Annotated in this window: 14 protein-coding genes and 1 pseudogene; 9 read left to right on the forward strand and 6 right to left on the reverse strand. The window is 62.3% G+C overall.

Annotated features, from left to right (window positions below; genetic code table 11):
* The first annotated feature begins 100 nt into the window (after nucleotides 1-100).
* The 6 genes from ACSAMP_RS06230 to ACSAMP_RS06255 are packed head-to-tail and all read left to right on the forward strand — an operon-like array spanning nucleotide 101 to nucleotide 2,855.
* Nucleotides 101-625 (forward strand): SLOG family protein, encoded by a 525-nt coding sequence (locus ACSAMP_RS06230; protein WP_457799846.1) that lies wholly within the window; start codon nucleotides 101-103, stop codon nucleotides 623-625.
* A complete protein-coding gene (locus tag ACSAMP_RS06235) occupies nucleotides 622-1,191 on the forward strand; it encodes an epoxyqueuosine reductase QueH (protein WP_457799847.1) in 570 nt (189 codons plus the stop codon). Before ACSAMP_RS06230 ends, ACSAMP_RS06235 begins: the two co-directional genes overlap by 4 nt.
* An 18-nt stretch (nucleotides 1,192-1,209) precedes the next feature.
* A complete protein-coding gene (locus ACSAMP_RS06240) occupies nucleotides 1,210-1,416 on the forward strand; it encodes a hypothetical protein (RefSeq protein WP_457799848.1) in 207 nt (68 codons plus the stop codon).
* Nucleotides 1,417-1,430: 14 nt separating this feature from the next.
* Entirely contained in the window at nucleotides 1,431-1,967 is a 537-nt protein-coding gene (locus tag ACSAMP_RS06245; protein ID WP_457799849.1) for a hypothetical protein, read from the forward strand.
* 22 nt (nucleotides 1,968-1,989) lie between these two features.
* The gene (locus ACSAMP_RS06250) at nucleotides 1,990-2,460 is read left to right on the forward strand and encodes an RNA polymerase sigma factor (RefSeq protein WP_457799850.1); all 471 of its coding nucleotides are present in this window, start codon (nucleotides 1,990-1,992) and stop codon (nucleotides 2,458-2,460) included.
* Complete coding sequence (locus ACSAMP_RS06255) at nucleotides 2,373-2,855, forward strand: hypothetical protein (protein WP_457799851.1); 483 nt, start codon at nucleotides 2,373-2,375, stop codon at nucleotides 2,853-2,855. Before ACSAMP_RS06250 ends, ACSAMP_RS06255 begins: the two co-directional genes overlap by 88 nt.
* Before the next feature lie 103 nt (nucleotides 2,856-2,958).
* On the opposite strand, the gene gltS is transcribed toward ACSAMP_RS06255, so the two are convergent.
* The 3 genes from gltS to ACSAMP_RS06270 form a co-directional block, all read right to left on the reverse strand.
* Nucleotides 2,959-4,191 carry a sodium/glutamate symporter gene (gltS, locus tag ACSAMP_RS06260; RefSeq protein ID WP_457799852.1) on the reverse strand — a complete coding sequence of 411 codons (1,233 nt, stop codon included), beginning with the start codon at nucleotides 4,189-4,191 and terminating at the stop codon, nucleotides 2,959-2,961.
* 266 nt (nucleotides 4,192-4,457) lie between these two features.
* Complete coding sequence (locus ACSAMP_RS06265) at nucleotides 4,458-5,294, reverse strand: DNA-binding domain-containing protein (RefSeq protein WP_457799853.1); 837 nt, start codon at nucleotides 5,292-5,294, stop codon at nucleotides 4,458-4,460.
* Nucleotides 5,291-6,592: a sensor histidine kinase gene (locus tag ACSAMP_RS06270; RefSeq protein ID WP_457800063.1), complete on the reverse strand. Its 1,302-nt coding sequence runs from the start codon at nucleotides 6,590-6,592 to the stop codon at nucleotides 5,291-5,293. The genes ACSAMP_RS06265 and ACSAMP_RS06270 overlap by 4 nt, the downstream gene beginning before the upstream one ends.
* Nucleotides 6,593-6,868: 276 nt before the next feature.
* Between ACSAMP_RS06270 and ACSAMP_RS06275 the strand changes: the two genes are divergently transcribed.
* Nucleotides 6,869-9,805, forward strand: a complete 2,937-nt coding sequence (locus ACSAMP_RS06275) for an acyl-CoA dehydratase activase (RefSeq protein WP_457799854.1) — start codon at nucleotides 6,869-6,871, stop codon at nucleotides 9,803-9,805.
* Between the two features lie 40 nt (nucleotides 9,806-9,845).
* Nucleotides 9,846-11,204, forward strand: coding sequence for a 2-hydroxyglutaryl-CoA dehydratase (locus ACSAMP_RS06280; RefSeq protein ID WP_457799855.1), 1,359 nt, complete (start codon nucleotides 9,846-9,848; stop codon nucleotides 11,202-11,204).
* A 72-nt stretch (nucleotides 11,205-11,276) separates the two neighbouring features.
* Here ACSAMP_RS06280 and ACSAMP_RS06285 read toward each other — a convergent pair whose 3' ends face one another.
* From ACSAMP_RS06285 to ACSAMP_RS06295, 3 genes and pseudogenes are all read right to left on the reverse strand, one after another.
* Nucleotides 11,277-12,335: an acyltransferase gene (locus ACSAMP_RS06285; RefSeq protein ID WP_441796388.1), complete on the reverse strand. Its 1,059-nt coding sequence runs from the start codon at nucleotides 12,333-12,335 to the stop codon at nucleotides 11,277-11,279.
* Nucleotides 12,336-12,386: 51 nt separating this feature from the next.
* Nucleotides 12,387-13,969, reverse strand: a pseudogene (locus tag ACSAMP_RS06290) (NAD(P)/FAD-dependent oxidoreductase).
* A 33-nt stretch (nucleotides 13,970-14,002) separates the two neighbouring features.
* Complete coding sequence (locus tag ACSAMP_RS06295) at nucleotides 14,003-14,629, reverse strand: DUF1643 domain-containing protein (protein WP_441796386.1); 627 nt, start codon at nucleotides 14,627-14,629, stop codon at nucleotides 14,003-14,005.
* A 173-nt stretch (nucleotides 14,630-14,802) separates the two neighbouring features.
* Here ACSAMP_RS06295 and ACSAMP_RS06300 point away from each other — a divergent pair, with 173 nt between their 5' ends.
* Nucleotides 14,803-16,125, forward strand: a complete 1,323-nt coding sequence (locus tag ACSAMP_RS06300; protein WP_457799856.1) for a GH25 family lysozyme — start codon at nucleotides 14,803-14,805, stop codon at nucleotides 16,123-16,125.
* The last annotated feature ends 55 nt before the right edge of the window (nucleotides 16,126-16,180 follow it).

Below are 16,180 nucleotides of genomic sequence, written 5' to 3' on the forward strand. Positions count from 1 at the left end.
TCTTTGTCTGAAGATAGAACAAAGTTTCGACATAATTCCGTTGACTGCGCCTTGTTCTTATATTAGAATAGAGAAAAATTGGGAACGGGAGGGCGGAGCGTTGGAATTGGAACGGGAGATCACCTGCTGCTTTACCGGGCACCGCCCGGACAAGCTGCCCTGGGGGGATTGGGAAAAGGCCCCCGCCTGCCAGGACCTGAAGCGGCGGCTGAACCAGGCTGTGGAAAGTGCTTACGCCGACGGCTGCCGCCACTTCATCTGCGGCATGGCCCGGGGGGCCGATTTCTATTTCGCCGAGGCGGTGCTGGCGCTGCGCCAACTGCACTCGGACACAGTGCTGGAGGCCGCCCGGCCCTGCGAGACCCAGGCCAACAGCTGGCCGGAGGGGGACCGACGGCGCTATCAGACCATTCTGGACCAGTGCGATCTGGAGACGCTGGTGCAGCACCACTATGACCGGGGGTGCATGATGCGCCGGAACCGGTATATGGTGGACCGGTCCAGCCGGATCATCGCCGTGTACGACGGTGTGCCAAAGGGCGGTACCGCCCAGACCCTGGCCTATGCCATGCGCCGGGGACTAAAAACAGAAATTTTATCCCTGTGTCAGGAGGAATCCATATGAGATTGCTGCTCCACGCCTGCTGCGCCCCCTGCGCCAACCGCCCCATCGAGAGCCTGCGCCAGGAGGGCATGGCGGTGACCGGCTTTTGGTTCAACCCTAACATCCACCCCTACACCGAGTATCAGGCCCGGAAGTCCACCCTGGAGAAATACGCCAAGGAGATCGGCATGAAGCTGATTATTGGCGGTACTTATGACCTGCGGCCCTGGATCGAACACGTGGCGGGCAACATCGACGGCCGGTGCGCCTATTGCTATCAAGTGCGCATGGAGGAGACCGCCCGGTATGCCGCCGAAAACGGATACGAGGGCTTTACTACCTCGCTGCTGGTGTCCCCCTATCAGAAGCACGACGCCATCCGGGCCATCGCCCAGGCCATGGGGGAAAAATATGGCGTCCCCTTCGTCTATCGGGATTTTCGTCCCCTGTTCCAGTCGGGCCAGGAGTTTGCACGGGAGCACGGGATGTACATGCAGAAATACTGCGGCTGTATTTTCAGCGAGGAGGACCGCTATATGGCCGCCAAGCGGAAAAAGAAGGCCGCCCGGGCGGCGCTGGAAGGGTAGAAGTAAATTTTCGGGGACATGCTCCAGGCGGGCGTGTCCCTTTTTTACACCCTGAAAAGTTTTCCACAGGGTGTGGAAAAGGAAAAACAGAACGTCAAAAAATTTTCCACAGGCGGTGCAACATTTCTGCCCGCCCGGCTGTATATAGGGCAGACCGGCCAGGAGAGCAAAGTTAAGAACCTGGTCCGGGAAACTGATACAGCAAATGCAGAAAGGAAAATTTAACATGACGACTATTGATGAAGAGATGTATCGCCCTGGCCATGAGCGCCGCCCTGGCCCTGTCCATCACCGCCTGCGGGAGCAGCAGCAAGCCCAGCGCCAGCCAGTCCGGCAGCGCCTCTGATGCCTCCACCGTCCTGGGGGAGGACGTGCAGATCCCCAACCCCTGGAAGGACTTTGAATCCCTGGAGGAGGCCGTGAAGGCGGTGGGCTTTGACTTTGTGGCCCCGGACGCCCTGGCGGGCTGCGACAAAATTGCCTATCAGGCCATCACAAACGAGGGCGACCAGATCATCGAGGTCCTGTATTTGAACGGGGAGGAGCGCCAGGTGAGCGTCCGCAAGGCCCCGGGCAGCGAGAATATCAGCGGCATGTATACCCAGTTTGACCAGGTGGAGCAGGTGGCGGTGGATGGCCGGTCCGTGACCATGAGCGGGGACGGGGAGACCGTCAGCCTGGCCACCTGGACCGACGGGGACTACAGCTTCTCTGTCTACGCCGACAACGGTCTGGCCCAGGGGGACATGGCCCAGCTGGTGAGCCAGATCCACTAAAAACGCCGAAGGAGGAAGGAACATGGTGTGCTGTCTGACCCTGGAGAGGCCGGGGTGGTGGAGCAGGGCGGCCCGGTGGCTGGAGGCGGTCCGGGAGGAGCTGGTCTGGCGCCTGGAGCCGGAACCGGCGGTGGTCATCCCCATGTCCGCGGACCGGGCCCGGGAGGAATTGAACCGCCGGGCGGAGGAGCTGCTGGACCGCCACGGAAACGCCATCCTGCGCTACGCCTACTCCTATCTTCACAACATGAGCGACGCGGAGGAGGTCCTGCAGGACACCATGATCCAGTTTTTAAAGGCCGCCCCCAGTTCGACGGCCCCAGCCACGAGAAGGTCCGCCAGGCGGATCTGTCCGCCCCGGAGGATCGCCGCCGCGCTCCGGCGGCCTGGCGGCGGCGGTGGGCCATGGCGGCCTGTCTGGCCGTGGTTATCGCGGGGGGCCTGGCCCTGCCCCATCTGCTGCCCCAAAACGGGACGGAGGACCCGCCGGTGATGACCGGGCCGGGGACGGAGGAGATGGACTCCCGCGCTGCATTAGAGCAGGCAGTGGGCTTTTCGGTGGAGGAGGCGGAACACCTCCCCTTTGCCCCACAGGAGGTGCTGTACACGGCTTTTGACTCGGGCCTTGCCCAGGTCGAGTACCGGGGGGAAAACGGCCAGACGGCCCTGCTGCGCAAGTCTCAGGGGGCGGAGGACAACTCCGGGGACTTTGATCAGTATCCCGACGTGAAAACTTTGGATACGGCGGGCATCGACGTCACCCTGAAGGGGGCGGAGGGACAGTTCACCCTGGCCCTGTGGCAGGAGGACGGCTTCTCTTATTCCCTCAGCCTGTCCCAGGGGCAGGACGCCCAGGGCTGGGCGGAGATCCTCAGCGGCATAAGATAAAAGCATAAAAAGAGGCAGCAGCGCCCCGGACTGGAAACGGTCCGGGGCGCTGCTGCGTTGGGAACAGGACAATTGAAAAAGGAAAATAGGTGCGGTCAGGGCATCAGCCAAACATGGGCAGGATGTTCATAAAGCCGGTGATGATGATGCCGTTGCAGAAGTCGATGAACAGGGAGCCCACCAGAGGCACGATGAAATAGGCCTGGGGAGCGGGACCATAGCGCTTGGTCAGCACCTGCATGTTGGCCATGGCGTTGGGAGTGGCGCCCATGCCGAAGCCGCAGAAGGCGGAGGTCATCACGGCGGCCTCGTAATCCCGGCCCATGACGTTGAACACCACAAAGCGGGCGAAGAAGAACATCAGCACGGTCTGGGCCAGCAGCATGACCACCATGGGCACGGCCAGGGAGGCCAGCTCCCACAGCTTCAGGGTCATCAGGGCGATGGCCAGGAAGATGGACAGGGACACGCTGCCCCAGATGTCGATGGCGGTGGAGGGCAGGATGATGCGCTTGGAGTCGCAGAAGTTACGGATGATGGCGGCGATGACCATGGCCCCGATATAGGTGGGGAAGGTGAAGGTGAAGGGGCCGATCTTGATGGCGTTGAACAGAGCGGTGAGCAGGGTGCCGATGCCGGAGGCCACAATGAGCAGGATGGCGGCATTGGTGAAGGAGTCCACGTCCACACGCTCGGCGCGGGCCTTCTCCTCGGCGGTCTCGTCGCTGAGCTCCATGACCTCGGAGTCGTTCTCGGTGGAGGTGAGGTTATAGCGCTGGATGATGCTGCGGGCAGTGGGGCCGCCCATCAGGGAGCCGGCCACCAGACCATAGGTAGCGGCGGCGATGGCCAGCACGTTGGCGCCGGCGATGCCCAGCTCGTTCTCCATCATGGGGCCATAGGAACCGGCGGTGCCGTGGCCGCCCACCATGGGGATGGAGGCGGTGCACAGACCCAGACGCATGTCCCAGTGGAACACGGCGGCCAGCACGCTGCCCAGCACGTCCTGGAGGAAGACCATGACAATGGCGATGAGCAGGAAGGTGAACACCTTTTTGCCGCCCTTCTTCAGCAGGCGGAAGCAGGCGGTGTAGCCCACGCTGGTGAAGAACAGGGTCATGAAGAAGTTCTTCACGTTGTCGTCAAAGGTGAACTGGACCACGCCGCCCATATACAGGGCCAGGTGAGCCAGAGCGAAGATCAGGCCGCCCACCACGGGGGCGGGGATGCAGCAGCGCTTTAAAAAGTCGATCCGGGTGGTGAGGAACCGGCCCAGGACGAACAGCAGCATTGCCACACCGGCAGTCTGATACATGTTGAGGGTGATGGTAAGCATCGATACTCTCCCTTTCTGAATGGATTTAAAGGACACACGCTCCCTTTTTTCTGTGGCCAGTATAGCGGCCCTGCGTCAAATATCTTCAAAAAACAACAAAAGAGAATAAACTTTTCTTTAACGAAAGAATGGGGAAACTTTTTTAGACTTAATAAAATTAAGAGATACAGCTGAAAACGACGCAAAAAACGCCTTTTATCATGCTTGTTTTGTGCAGACAAGATAAAAGGCGTGTGAAGCAAACGTGAATGGAAAGCAGGAAAACATCAATCCTCATCAGTCAGGACCAGCAGTCCGTCTAAAAAGGTGCGCAGGTTGGCCTTGCCGCCGGGGCCCTTGCCCTGGAGGTGGGCCATCTCGGCCCGGACCTCCTGAAAGGGGAACAGGCGGGCGGAGTAGCGGGTGAAGAACTCGTTGGTATAGTCCTCCACCCCCAGGCTGGCGATGTGGTTCAGGCCCCGGTCCAGGGCCCGGCGAGCCCGCTGCTCCATGGTCTTGGGGTTGTCGCTCAGCTGGGCGCACAGGGCGGCCACCCCCACCTGAGAGGCGGTCTGTCCCCGCTGGAGCAGGGCGATGCACAGCTCGATGATGTCCTGGGAGCCCTTCTCCCCGGCCATGCCCAGCTGGCTGAGGATGTGCTTGATGCGGCGGCGCTCCCGGGACAGGGGCGGCTCCGGCGGGGGAGCGGGAGCCCTTCCGGCGAAGACGCTTTGGATGGCCCGCAGGGCCTGTTCGTTTTCAATCTGGCGGGAGACGTTTTGGATGACCTGGCGGACTTCGATCAGGTTGATGGGCTTTTGGATGAAGAAGTCCACCCCGGCGGAATAGGCCCGGGCCACCATCTCCTTGGCAGACACCTGGGAGATCATGATGAACTTGGCCCGGCTGCCCCCCGCCTTCAGCTCACGCACCACCTGGATGCCGTCCTTCCCCGGCATGAGCAGGTCCACCAGGATAAGGTCCGGGTCGGCGGCCAGGATGCCCTCTAAGTCCGGGGGAGCGTCGGCGGTGTCGCCGCAGACGGTGCCCAGGTCGTTTTGCTCCACGATGTCCTCCAGAATGCTGATGACGGTGATGTCGTCCTCGATGATATAGATCCTCATGCCTGTCCTCCTGTCACCGCCGCCAAGGGCAGCAGAATGTCAAACTGGGTGCGCACCCCGGGCTGGGACTCCACCTGAATGGTCCCCCCCAGCTCGTCCACGATATACTTCACTGCGGGCAGCCCCACGCCCCGGTTGATGTCCCCGGTGTCGGGGTTGAATTTGGTGGAGTAGCCCACCTGAAACAGCAGGTCCATGGCCCGCTTGGAGATGCCGGGGCCGTTGTCCGCCACCCGCAGGTGCAGCTGCTCCCCCTGGACGCGGCAGTCCACCAGCACATTGCCGTGGCCCGGCCCGGCCTGAATGGCCTCCACCGCGTTGGTCACCAGGTTTTTCAGCACGGACAGCAGGCGATAGTGCTCCCGGATGGGCAGGTCCCGGTCATAGCCGCACTCCAGGCGGATGTCCGCCCGCAGCTGGCCCAGCAGCTGGCGGGTGGACACCTGCAGGATGTGCAGCAGGTCGGACAGGGCCATGGTCTCCCCGTCAAAGTCCCCGGCCACCTCCTCCTCAATGCCCCGGATGATGCGCAGGTTGTCCTTTTTCACCTCGTGGACGTCCCGGGCGATGGACAGGGCCAGGGACGTGAGGTCCTCGTCGGCGTGCTGGGCCTCCAGACGCTCGTAGAGCCGATAGGCGCTGGACATGACGGCCTCGATGTCCTCGGCGTCCTTTTTTAAAAAGTAAAGCTCGGTCTTCAGGTCGGCGGTCATGAGAAACAGATGCTGATAGCGCTGCTCGTGCTCCTCCCGCAGGATGAGCAGGCGATAGCTGCGGCTGACGAACAGAATGGTCAGCGCCGCCAGAGACCGGCCAAAGGCCAGCCACAGCAGGGCCACCAGCATGTCCCGGGACAGGGCCAGACTGCGGCTGGACAGCATTAAATTCACCAGGTTCGACACCCCGTCGCAGACCAGCATAGACAGCCACAGCCGGGGATAGGAGGCCGAGCGCCGGTCAGACAGCAGCAGGCACAGCAGCGCGTCATAGCACAGATAGAACACCCCGCCGGGATATTCCATCTCCAGGGCCTGGATCAGCGGCACCCCGGCATACAGGTCGGTGAGGGCGCGGAAGAGCAGCACGAACAGCCCCGTGACCAGACCGGTCTGGGGCCGGTGGCTGTCCCGCATGACCAGAATGAGCAGCACGGGATAGAGGACCACGGCGGCGGACACGCGAAAGCCCTCCGCCCACACAGAGACATACAGCTGACTGGTCAGGGCGATACACAGTCCCACCAGCAGCCGCCGCTGAAGGGCGGACAGCCGCAGGGAGGAGAAGGCGCGGGGATTCATCAAGGGGCAGGCTCCTTTCCAGCGTATCAGAGAATATGGGGATACGATACCTCTATAATAAAGAACTTTATCCGTTTGCGCAAGGGGGAAAGGGCTTTTTTGCGCTGAATCGCTATTGTAAATACAGTTAATATCCTGTTTTGCCTGACGGGCTGGACGTTAAGAAAGTGTAAATATCGTTGTTTTCCCCCGACGAACATTTTATCATAATATAAATCAAACTGCCCCGGAATACCCAGGGGACAGTCAGTTTCAGGCAACGGAAGGGAAGCAATTATGAGTCTGCGCGTGGGAATCGACATCGGCTCCACCACCGTGAAAGTGGTGGTGCTGGACGAGCAAAATAAACTGCTGTTCCGCTCATACGAGCGGCACTACTCCAAAACCAGAGAGCGGGCCTGCCAGACCCTGCGCTCTATCTCTGAGATGCTGGCCGGACAGCAGATCCGCGTGACCATCACCGGCTCCGCCGGACTGGGCGTGGCCAACGCCGCGGGCATCGACTTTGTCCAGGAGGTCTATGCCACCGCCGCCGCCGTGAACACCTATATCCCCGACACCGACGCCGTCATCGAGCTGGGGGGCGAGGACGCCAAGATCATCTTCTTCGGCGGGGCCCTGGAGGAGCGGATGAACGGCTCCTGCGCCGGGGGCACCGGGGCCTTTATCGACCAGATGGCCACCCTGATGAACGTGTCCGTCCAGGAGCTGGATGCCCTGTCGTTAAAGCACGAGAAGATCTATCCCATCGCCTCCCGGTGCGGCGTGTTTGCCAAGAGCGACATTCAGCCCATTCTGAACCAGGGCGGGCGGAAGGAGGACGTGGCCGCCTCTATCTTCCAGGCCGTGGTGGACCAGACGGTGGCCGGTCTGACCCAGGGCCGGGAGCTGAAGGGCAAGATCGTCTTTCTGGGCGGCCCCCTCCACTTTCTTATGGGCCTGCGGGAGCGCTTTGTGGACACCCTGAAGCTGGATGCCGACCACGCCGTATTCCCCAAGGACGGCGACTGCTTCGCCGCCATGGGCGCGGCCCTGTGCGCCGCCGACTATGCCACCGCTCCCTTCGAGGATGTGCTGAAAAAGCTGGAGGAGAGCGTGGAGACCACCACGGCGGTGGACACCATGCCCCCCCTCTTCAACAGCCAGGAGGAGTATGACGCCTTCTGTGCCCGGCACAACGCCAACCACCCCCCGGAGGTGGACGCCAAGACCTATACCGGCCCCGCCTGGCTGGGCATCGACGCCGGGTCCACCACCACCAAGCTGGCTCTCATCACCGCCGACGGCGGACTGCTGTATACCTACTACCACTCCAACGAGGGCAACCCTGTGGCCATCGTGCTGGAGCAGCTGAAAGAGATCTACGCCCTGTGCGCTGGCCGCATCCAGATAAAAGGCGCAGCCGTCACCGGCTATGGCGAGGACCTGATCAAAAACGCCTTCTCCTGCGACCTCGGCCTGGTGGAGACCATGGCCCACTATAAGGCGGCGGCCCACTTCCAGCCCGACGTGGACTTTATCATCGACATCGGCGGCCAGGACATGAAGTGCTTTAAGATCCGCAACGGCGCGGTGGACTCCATCATGCTCAACGAGGCCTGCTCCTCCGGCTGCGGCTCCTTCATCGAGACCTTTGCCAAGGCCCTGGGCTATACCATCGCCGACTTCTCCAAGCTGGGGCTGTTCACCAAAAAGCCGGTGAACCTGGGCTCCCGGTGTACCGTGTTCATGAACTCCAGCGTGAAGCAGGCACAGAAGGACGGGGCCAGCGTGGCGGACATCTCTGCGGGCCTGTCCACCTCCATTGTGAAAAACGCCATTTACAAGGTCATCCGGGCCGCCTCCGCCGACGATCTGGGGGAGCACATCGTGGTCCAGGGCGGTACGTTCTTAAACGACGCGGTGCTGCGGGCCTTTGAACAGGAGCTGGACCGGAACGTGACCCGGCCCACCATCGCCGGGCTGATGGGTGCCTTCGGCGCGGCCCTGGCCGCCCGGGACCTGCACCTGGACCGCAGCAGCCTGCTGACGGCGGACGCCCTGGCCCACTTCACCCACAAGGCCCGCCCGGCCACCTGCGGCCTGTGTACCAACCACTGCTCCCTTACGGTGAACTCCTTCGACGGGGGCCGCCGCTTCGTCTCGGGTAACCGGTGCTCCCGCCCCCTGGGGGAGGAACCCAGCCGCCAGCCCGACCTGATGCGGTATAAATACGCAAAGCTGCGCGCCATGCAGGGCAACGGCGCCGGAGACGGCAGCCGGGGCACCATGGGCATCCCCTTCGGCCTGAACATGTACGAGAACCTGCCCTTCTGGTTCACCCTGCTCACCCACCTGAATTTCCAGGTGGTCCTGTCGCCGGAGTCCAGCCGGAAGCTCTATCTCAAGGGCCAGCGCACCATCCCCTCCGACACGGTGTGCTACCCCGCCAAGCTGCTCCACGGCCATGTGGAGGCCCTGGTGGAGGCGGGGGTGGACAACATCTTCTATCCCTGTATGCCCTATAACTTTGACGAGGGGAAGAGCGACAACAACTATAACTGTCCCGTGGTGGCCTATTACCCCGAGCTGCTGGCCGCCAACGTGCCCGACCTGAAAAAGGTCCGCTACTTAAATCCCTATTTCGGGCTGCACCGCCCCCGCGACTTTGCCAAGCGGGCGGAGGCCTGGTTTGCAGAGCAGTTCCAGATCCCCAAGCGGGAGACGGCGGCGGCGGTGAAGGCCGCCTATGCCGCCTATGACGACTATAAGAACGACCTGAGAGCAAAGGCCCAGGAGTTCATCGCCCAGGCCCGCAAAGAAGACCGGCCCATCCTCATCGTGGCGGGCCGCCCCTATCATATGGACCCGGAGATCAACCACGGCATCAACGACCTCATCACCTCCTATGGCTTTGTGCTCATCACTGAGGACTCGGTGGCCTATCTGGAGGACAAGGCCCCCCGCCATGTGCTGAACCAGTGGACCTATCACGCCAGAATGTACAACGCCGCCCGGTATGCCTGCACCCAGCCGGACATGGAGGTCATCCAGCTGGTGTCCTTCGGCTGCGGCATCGACGCCATCACCGGCGACGAGATGCGCTCCATTCTGGAGGACGGGGGCAAGCTGTATACCCAGCTGAAGATCGACGACATCAACAACCTGGGCGCGGTGAAGATCCGCATCCGCAGCCTGATGGCCGCCATCCAGGCCAGAAAGCAGCGGAACTGACCGACTATCCAGACAGACGATCCAGAAAGGAACGAAAATTATGGCCAAGCTAGTATACGACGAAAACGGCCGCCTGCTGTTCACCAAGGAGATGAAGCAGGAGTATACCATTCTGATGCCCCAGATGCTGCCCATCCACTTCGGCATGTTCCGCAAGCTGCTGGAGCTGGAGGGCTATCACGTGGACCAGCTGAACAACGAGGGGCGGTCTGTGGTGGACGAGGGGCTGAAATATGTCCACAACGACACCTGCTATCCCGCCCTGCTGGTCATCGGCCAGTTTATGGACGCCATCCAGCACGGGGGCTATGACCCCCATAAAGTTGCCCTGTTCATCACCCAGACCGGCGGCGGCTGCCGGGCCAGCAACTACATCCACCTGCTGCGCAAGGCCCTGGCCAAGGCGGGGATGGACTATGTGCCCGTCATCTCCGTGTCCTTCGGCCTGGAGAAGAACCCGGGCTTCCAGCTCACTGTGGGCCTGATCCGCAAGCTGGTATACGGCATGATGTACGGCGACCTTATCATGTGGGTGGCCAACCAGGTCCGGCCCTATGAGGTAAATGCCGGGGCCACCGACCTGAGAGTGGAGGGCTGGGTCCAGCGCCTGGTGGATCGCTTCCAGCAGGGTAAGGGCATGAGCCGCCGCCAGATGCGGGCCATCTTCGACGAGATCTGCGCCGACTTCGCCGCCATCCCCGTGGCCGGGGAGCCGAAGGTCCGGGTGGGCATCGTGGGCGAGATCTACGTAAAGTTCTCCGCCCTGGGCAACAATCACCTGGAGCAGTTCCTCCTCAGCGAGGGGGTGGAGCCGGTGGTGCCGGGACTGACCGACTTTATGATCTTCAAGATCTACAACCGGGTGGCCGACGTAAAGCTCTATGGCGGAAAGTGGGCCAAGAAGGCCCTGTGCAAGTTCTTCATGGGCTATATCCAGAGCTGCCAGAAGGACATGATCGACGCCCTGAACAAGTCGGGCCGCTTCCGTGCCCCCGGTACCTTCGACGACCTCCACCGCCTGGTCCACGGCTATCTGGGCGACGGGAACAAGATGGGCGAGGGCTGGCTGCTCACCGCCGAGATGCTGGAGCTCATCCACTCCGGCACCAACAACATCGTCTGTACCCAGCCCTTCGGCTGCCTGCCCAACCACATCGTGGGCAAGGGCATGATCCGCAAGCTGAAGGACGACTATCCCCACAGCAACGTGGTGGCCATCGACTATGACCCCAGCGCCACCAAGATCAACCAGGAGAACCGCATCAAGCTGATGCTGGCCAACGCCAAGGGCTTGGTCCACGCCCAGACCCAGCCGGAGCCCGCCCCCGTCCACGTTGTCCCCGACGTGGAGCGGGAGCCGAAGATCCCTGCCTCCGTTCATGAGCGGGAGTCGGCGTAACACAGCAATATAAAACCAGCCCCCGGCCTATCCATCAGATAGGTCGGGGGCTGTGCCGTTCTTTGGGGATATTTAGCCCAGCAGCCGCCAGCGGAGCTGAAAGCGGGTGCAGAGGGCGTCATACAGGAAATAGGTCAAGAATGGGAGGGTGTAGCAGATCAAAAGGCGGGCGGACAAGAGGCAGGACAGGCCGGCCACGCCGTGGCGCTGCAAGAAGGCCGTGCCCAGGGTGAGGAACAGGCAGTGGGACAGATAGACGAAGAACGAACTCTGGTAGAGCCGCTGAAGTCCCCGCCGAAGTACCTTCGAGGCGCGGCCCAGGCGCAGACAGATGGAGTGGACCAGGGCGATGGACAGCAGGTCGGCCACCAGCTTGACGTCGTTCAGGTTCAGCCCCAGGGAGTGGCCGGAATATTGCAGATAGGCAAGCCCGGCGCAGACCAGGACCACAACGCCGCAGACCGCCTGTCCCAGCACGCCGGAGAGGGAGGCCGCGACCAGGTCATAGTGCTTTCCCACATACAGCCCGGCTACCCAGAAGAGAAGATAGGTCAAAAAGACCCGGTCAGAGTAGGGAAAATCGATGCCGCCCAGGGACAGGATGTAAGAAAACTGCTGCATGAAAAAGAAGGTCAGCAGACCGACGCCAAAGGCCAGATACGCCGGGATGTGCTTCAGCGCCCACAGCCAGAGGGGCATGAGAAGATAAAACTGCATGACGATCACGATGTAATAAAAGGGGGAGGAGAGGTTGCCCAGGAGCAGATAAGAGAAAAATTCCTGCGGTTCCCCCCGGACGTAGCCGATGCGCAGAAAACAGAGGTAATAGATCACCACCCACAGCACATAGGGAAGATAAATTTTCTGAACGCGCTGGAGCATATAGCGGAGATATCCGCCGAAGGTGATCTCCGTGTCCATAAAGTGCAGGGCCATTTTGACGGCCCCGGTGTACAGAAACATGGGCACCACAAAGGCCGCCAAGCGCCAGGGAAAGTAGATGACCGCCGCCTGCCAGGAGGTTGGCGTGACCGAGGAGATGCCCAGGGACAACACATGGATCAAAATGACCAAAAGACACGCAATGGCGTTCATATCATTCAGTTCCCGCTTTTTTGTGGAGGCTGCCATGAGAATGCGTCCTTTCTTTCCTTTGAATGCTTGGAGGAGATTGCGGAAGCTTTACAGGCCCTGTGCCACCGCCTCGGCCACCCGGATGCCGTCCACGGCGGCGGAGACGATGCCTCCGGCGTAGCCTGCGCCCTCGCCGCAGGGGTAGAGGCCGGACAGGGCGGACTGGAGCCGCGCATCCCGCAGGATGCGAACGGGGGAGGAGGAGCGGGTCTCCACCCCGGTGAGGACGGCGTCGGGGGCGGCAAAGCCGTGGAGCTTCCGGTCCATCAGGGGCAGGGCCTGGCGGAGGGTATTTGTGACGTAGCCGGGCAGGCAGGGGTCCAGCTGGCCCCAGCGCACCCCGGGGCGATAGGTGGGCAGGACGGCCCCCGGCCCGTCGGAGGGGCGGGAATGCAGAAAATCCTCCAAGCGCTGGGCGGGAGCGGAGAAGGTTTCGCCGCCCTGGAGGAATGCGGCCCGCTCCCATTGCTGCTGAAAGCGAACCCCGGCCAGCACGTCGTCCCCGGGGAAGTCCTCCGGGGTGACTCCCACCAGAAAGCCGCCGTTGATGTTGGCCCCATCTCTGGCCCGCAGGCTCATGCCGTTGGTCACCAGTTCTCCGGGGGTGGAGGCGGCGGCCACCACCTGTCCGCCGGGACAGACACAGAAGGTGAAGGCGGAGCGGCCGGAGGGCAGGTGACAGGCCAGCTTATAGTCCGAGGGGGCAGCCGGTCCGCCGCCGGGCCGTATTGGGCCAGGCTGACGGCGCTCTGATCGTGCTCGATGCGCACGCCGATGGCAAAGGGTTTTTTCTCCATGGGAACCCCCGCCTGGGCCAGCATGGCAAAGGTATCCCGGGCGGAGTGGCCGGGGGCCAGGATCAAAGCGTCGCAGGGCAGGGTATAGGGGCCCTGGGGCCCCTCCACCGTGAGGGCGGACAGCGCCCCGCCGGACTGCTCCAGTCCGGTCAGCCGGTGCCCAAAGCGCACGTCGCAGCCCAGAGAGATAAGCTCCTGACGGATGCGCTTCACCGTCTGGCGCAGCACGTCGGTGCCGATGTGGGGCTTGTGGGACCAGCGCACGTCCGCCGGGGCCCCGGCGTCGATTAGGGCGTCCAGCACGGCGGAGATGCGGGGGTCGTGGGTGCCGGTGGTCAGCTTGCCGTCAGAGAAGGTGCCTGCGCCCCCCTCGCCGAACTGTACGTTAGAGGTGGGGTCCAGTTCTCCTGTGGACCAGAAGCGCTCCACGTCCGCCGTGCGCCGGTCCACATCCTGACCTCGTTCCAGTACCACGCAGGGCAGACCGTTCCGGGCCAGAAACAATGCGGCAAACAGTCCCGCCGGCCCCATACCCACCACCACCGGGGGCAGGGGGGAGCGGCGGGTCACCGCCGGGAAGACATAGTGCTTGGGCTGGATCAGGGTCACGGTTTTCCCCGGTGCGCTGCGGACCACGGCCTCCTCGTCGGGCAGGTCCAGGCCCACGGTGTAGACGTAGTGGACGTCCCCCTTGTTCCGGGCGTCGATGGACTGGCGCAGCAGGGTCAGCTCCCCCAGCGCCCCAGGCCGCAGCCCCAGCGCCCGGGCGGCCTTTTTCCGCAGCAGGTCCAGGTTGCCGTCTACCGGGAGGGGAAGGTTGGAAATTTGGATCATGTTGAAACACCACTTTTAGGATACAAATCGTATTTATTCTTCCAAGATATCCGCCACGTAGCTCTCCACGTCGAAGGGGTCCAGCGGGCTGTCCTTGCGGAGGTAGAGGGGGTGATGGGGGTGGCCCTTTTTGGAGCGCTTTCCGGCGGAGAACCACTGTGCCCCCCGCTCATGCCCCAGGGCGATCATGTCCCGGACGCAGGTTGGCAAGTAGTTTCGCTTTTCAATGATGGTGCCCCAGGCGGCCCACACGGCGGGATGGCCCGCCGCGTCCAGGGACAGGGCATAGTCAAAGGCCCGCATGTTCTCCCGGTGGAGGGCCAGGTTGCACTCCGGCTCCATGTCATCGGGCCGGGTGGCCCGCTGGGCATAGACGTTGAACATGAGGAAGCTGTCAAACCCGTTGTGCAGGGCCACACGTTCCACCGACTTCAGGGTGTTGTCCAGGTCGTCCGGGGCGGCGGTGGAGGGGTTGATGCCCACGCAGATCAGGGGGTGCTGCCCCCGGGTGCCCAGGATATAACGATACTCCCCGTAGTGATTGGGGACGTATATCCATTTTGTAATGTCATACTCGGGGCTGGGTTCCAACGCCTGGGCCAGGGCGGCGTCGAAGGGGACCACCTCCAGGGCCTGGGTGGGGCAGGACGGGATGTGCATGGGAAAGACTCCTTTGGCTGAAAAATTCTTCCGTGGAAAACAGAGCGGTCCGGCGTTGCGCGGCGGGGGCGGCTCTGGTATAATGTGCAGGGACATCAGGTCGAATGATGGCGTTAAGAGCACTATATCAAATCGGCCATTTCTTTTCAAGCAAAATCAGAGAGGAGCACACCATGAAACAGCAATTTCTGCGCCGCGCTTTGGGCGGGGCGCTTTCCATCGGACTGCTGATGCAGCCCGCCCTGGCCGCCGTGACGCCGGACATTCCCCAGGGCTGGACCACCCCCTTTTCCGACGTGGCGGAGGGGGACTGGTACACCCCCTTCGTGTCCACCCTGAACAGCCAGGGGGTCATCAACGGCTATGACGACGGGCGCTTTGGCCCCAACGACGCGGTGAAGGCGGGGGACGCCATCCTGATGGTGGTGAAGGCCGCCGGAAGCGGCGACCAGCCCGCCCCGGAGGGGGGACACTACGCCGCGGGCTATGTGCAGTATGCCCTGGACCACGGCTGGCTGACTCAGAGCCAGGCCGCCGTGGATCTGAACGCCCCGGCCTCCCGGCTGACCATCGCCCAGCTGGCGGCCAAGGCATTAGGCCTGTCCGCTTCCACCAAGAGCAGCCCCTTTGCCGACACCAGCGACGGCTATGTCACCGCCCTGTATCAAAACGGCGTGGTGGTGGGGGAGAAGTCGGGCAGCAAGCGGTATTTCAAGCCCAACGACTCCATCACCCGGGCGGAACTGAGCGTCATCGTGTGGCAGGTGATGGCCTTTGACGATTACATCCACTTCAGCTCCCACGTGCTGGAGAAGCTGGACGGGGTGCCCGTGAACGACTATGACAACGCCGCCTTTGTCAGCTCCGACGGCATGATGACCTATACCAAGGAGAACGGCTCTCTGGCGGGCATCGACGTGTCCTCCCACCAGGGGACCATCGACTGGGCCAAGGTGGCGGAGGACGGCATCGACTTTGCCATCATCCGCTGCGGCGGGCGGTATTACCAGAGCGGCACCGTGTTCGAGGACAAGCAGTTCCGGGCCAACATCCAGGGGGCCCTGGACGCTGGCATCCAGGTGGGCATCTATTTCTTCTCTCAGGCCACCAGCGCCCAGGAGGCCCGGGAGGAGGCCCAGTTCGTCCTGGACACCATCCAGGGCTATGACGTCACCGGCCCGGTGGTCTTCGACTGGGAGAACATCGGAAACGACTCCGCCCGCACCGACGGCATGACCAGCGGCCAGGTGACGGCGGCGGCCAACGCCTTCTGCCAGACGGTGGAGGAGGCGGGCTATCAGCCCATGATCTATTTCAACCAGTACATCGGCTATCTCCTCTATGACCTGGACCAGGTGGTGCAGTACCCCTTCTGGCTGGCGGAGTATAACGCGGTGCCCAGCTTCTATTATGACTTTGAGATGTGGCAGTACACCAGCAGCGGATCGGTCAGCGGCATCAGCGGAAAAGTAGACCGGAACGTGTGGATGCAGTAAGATTTTTTCTCCGGCGGGAATTTGATACCAAATCCAGGCGACCTGTGCTATAATA

Source organism: Flintibacter sp. SJQ-8, assembly GCF_054108085.1.